This is a genomic window from Candidatus Gracilibacteria bacterium (assembly GCA_010119145.1).
Classification (GTDB): domain Bacteria; phylum Patescibacteriota; class Gracilibacteria; order BD1-5; family UBA6164; genus JAACSU01.
This window is the reverse complement of sequence record JAACSU010000027.1, coordinates 1-3,635: the sequence shown is the minus strand read 5'-3', so window position 1 is coordinate 3,635 and position 3,635 is coordinate 1. Positions and strand designations below refer to the sequence as shown.

The following is a 3,635-nucleotide window of genomic DNA, read 5'->3' as shown; positions in this document are numbered from 1 at the left end:
CTTTCTGCCCCTATGGCAAAGCCTCCTTCGGGTGGCATGCCATATTTAAATGCCTGCAAATAAAACTCAAAATCTTTAATTTTGTGGGAAAATAATTTTTTAATATTTTTTATTAATTTTTCGTAATCATTGATTCTCTGACCGCCGGTCACTATCTCTAATCCTCGACAAAGCAAGTCAAAACTTAAAGTATATTCGGGATCTTCGGGGTCGGCAAAAGTGTAAAAAGGTCTCTTTTTGGTTGGATAGTGAGTAATAAAAATCAATTCGGAATTATATTTTTCTTTCGAAAATTGGCAAATTTCTTTTTCATCATCCGGTTCTAAATCTGGTTTTTTTCTATTATCTCGGCCTGTTCTCTGAAAAATAATTTCTTGAATTTCTCGCATTTTTAAACGAGGAATTTTCTGACTTAATTTTGGTAAAGTTGCCCCAAACATTTTTAATTCTTTCTGGCAATTTTTTTCGATATCGGAAAAAATATTTCTAATTACAATTTCACAAATATCCATTAAATCTTCCCAAGAGTCGATAAACCCCATTTCGGCATCTAAACTAATATATTCTGTGAGATGGCGAGTGGTGACACTGGGTTCAGCTCTATAGGCATGGGTAACACAAAAAACCCTTTCGAAAGCTCCAACTAAAATTTGCTTATAGAGTTGGGGACTTTGGGCCAGATAGGCATCTTTGTCAAAATAATCGATATGGAAAACTTCAGCTCCTCCTTCAGTAGCACCCGGAACAATTGTTGGTGCCTGAAATTCAATAAAATCTAAATCCTTCATTGCCTTTCTAAAACTGGAAATTAATTTTTCTTCAATTCGAAAAATGGCTTTGATTTTCTCATTTCTAAGAGTTAAGGGGCGATAATCCAAAAGTTTTGGCAGACTCAATTTTAACTCCTTTAAATCAAATGGCAGAGACCGGGTCTTGGCTAAAATCTTAATCTTTTCAGCTTTCAATTCTATTCCTCCCGTTTCCAATTCAATATTTGCCATTTTAATTGGTCTTTTTTCTATCTCCCCTTCTATTTCTAAAACATATTCTTCTTTAATATCTTTAACCAAATCCGGGCTTGAAACTACTTGTAAAATTCCAGACCTGTCCCTCAAATCCAAAAAAACTATTCCGCCATGATCTCTTCTTGAATTAACCCATCCACAAATCCTCACTTTTTTTCCGGAATATTTAACTGTTTCTATATTAAGAATTCTTTGCATGATTATTTATAGTATATTCCAATTATAAGCTCGATTTTCTCAAAAATAAAGCACGTTTATTCGGGTTTTAATTTTTTATTTATTTCGTAAATATCCCCTGCGCCCATAATGAGCACCACTTCCCCACCCTTTAAATTTTTCTTTAAATACCTCTCAACCTCTTTACTATTTGGAATATACATAACTGGACATAATTGAGTCACGGTCGTAACCTGATTATGTCCAATTTTTTTGTTAATTTCCCGGACCAATTTCTCAGAAGAAACTGCCTTTTTAATTTTTGGGTCTTCCCTTCCTGCCACATCATAAATATCAGTGATGATTAATTTATCAACTGGAGCTTCGCTTAATACTTTAACAAAATCATTCCACAAATAATATGTTCTTTGATATTGGTGGGGCTGGAAAACACACCAGATTTTTTTCCTTGGAAATTTTTCTCTTGCCGCTTCTAATGTGACTTTAATTTGGGTTGGATGATGGGCGTAGTCATCAATAATTGTTAATTCTTTATTATTAATTCTTATTTTTTTAATATCAAAACGGCGCCAGGAACCTCGATATTCTGAAAGAGCCTTAAAAGAAATTTTATCTGGAATTTTTAAGACCCGAGCCAGAGTTAAAGCCGCCAAAGCATTTGAAACATTAAACTCTCCTGGAATTTTCAAAATTTTTCTCAATTTTTTTGTTTTATTTTGTCTCAGCGAATATTTTTGAATTTTAAATTGTATTTTTGATTTTTGCCTAAAGCCCGAAGGCTCGGCCTTATAGGGATTTTTGATTTTTGATTTTAGCATTCGAAGAATGCGCTTGTCGTCTTTGTTTGCTATTAAAATTCCATTTTCAGGCAAATGGGAAACGAATTTTCTAAAAGTTCTTAGAATGTTTTTTAAATTTTTATAAAAATCCAAATGATCGGCTTCCACATTTGTCAAAACAATAATTTTTGGCCAATAATTTAAAAAGGAAGCAAAATGCTCATCTGCTTCGATAACTAAATATTTAGTATTCCCTACCCTACAGTTAGAATCTCCAAATTCTTTCACTTTTGTCCCCAAAATAACCGTTGGGCTAAATCCCGCCTTTTTTAATAAAACCCCAATCATTGCTGCCACCGTACTTTTTCCATGACTTCCACAAACTGCGATAGTAAAATGATTTTTTGTCAATTCACCCAAAGCCTGTGGATAACTCAAGCATTTAATTTTCAATTTTTTTGCTGCTTTTAACTCTGGATTATTTTTTTGAACTGCCGGGCTATAAATCACCAAATCGGGCTGTTTAACATTCCATGTTAAACATTTTTTATTATGTACACCAACTAAAATTTTTACCCCTAATTTTTTTAGGGTTTCGGTAATTTCTGATGAAACCAAATCCGAACCAGAAACTTGATAACCTTTTTCTAAAAAATATCTTGCCAAAGCCGAGACCCCGATCCCCCCGATTCCTATAAAGTGTAACTTCATTTAACTATTTGACTATTTGACTATTTGACTATTTGATACGTCAATTTGTCAAGTAGTCAATTTGTCAAGTAGTCATTAAGAGTGCTGATTCCAGCACCATGTATTCTGCTCCTCCTCTTTTTAATTCACTTTCCATTACCTCAATTGAATTTACCTCAAAGCTCAAATTTATATCTTCATTTACTTCCGGCCTTTCTTCTGGTTCAATTTGCTTAAATTCCCATTGTTTAATTCTTCCCAGAGTTATGTGGGAAGTAAAACTCCTTTCTTCTGGCTCAAATTTAATTTTTCCTGAGGAAATTAAGGATTTTTCTAAGTCAATTTGAAGATTAGCCAAATCTTTCGATTTCTCCCCTTCAACCCAAATCATTCTCGGTGGTTTCTTTGGCGGTCCATAGCAGATTTTGTTTAAATTTATTGAAAAGGGTTCGTGTCTTTGGGTAATCTCTTTTGTAATCTTTATAACTTCTGGCAATTCTTCGTCAGTAAGGTAACCCAAAAAAGCCAAAGTGATATGTAAATTTTCTTTCTTTACCCAACGACAAGGTAACTCCGGCCATTTTTCTTGAAAGGAGCTTAGCTCCTTTTTTATTTCCTCTGGAAAATTGATAGCAATAAAAATTCGATGTCTCATAACCCTAACTAATTACGAATTTATTCGAATTACGAATGTTGAACCTAATTGAATCTTATCATAAAATGAAGTAAAATTAAAGAAGTTATTCGTAATTCGTTTTGATTCGTAATTCGTAGGAAATATGAAAGAAGCCTATTTATACAAAAAATTGCCTGGGGAAAAAGTTCAGTGCCAAAATTGTCCTCATTTTTGTATTATTTTGCCGGGAAAAAGAGGAATTTGCGGGGTGAGGGAAACAGTGCCAAAATTGTCCTCATTTTTGTATTATTTTGCCGGGAAAAAGAGGAATTTGCGGGGTGAGGGAAA

3 protein-coding genes are annotated in these 3,635 nt (G+C 33.6%); all 3 read right to left on the bottom strand.

All coding sequences use genetic code 25. The annotated features are described in order from the left end of the window. Positions 1 to 1,223, bottom strand: a 1,223-nt coding sequence (gene aspS, locus GW846_06505; protein NDK10396.1) for an aspartate--tRNA(Asn) ligase, incomplete at its 3' end; no start/stop codon positions are given. 56 nt (positions 1,224 to 1,279) lie between these two features. Then, entirely contained in the window at positions 1,280 to 2,692 is a 1,413-nt protein-coding gene (gene murC / locus GW846_06500) for a UDP-N-acetylmuramate--L-alanine ligase (GenBank protein ID NDK10395.1), read from the bottom strand. Positions 2,693 to 2,720: 28 nt separating this feature from the next. After that, positions 2,721 to 3,326 (bottom strand): RNA 2',3'-cyclic phosphodiesterase, encoded by a 606-nt coding sequence (gene thpR, locus GW846_06495; GenBank protein ID NDK10394.1) that lies wholly within the window; start codon positions 3,324 to 3,326, stop codon positions 2,721 to 2,723. Positions 3,327 to 3,635 lie beyond the last annotated feature (309 nt).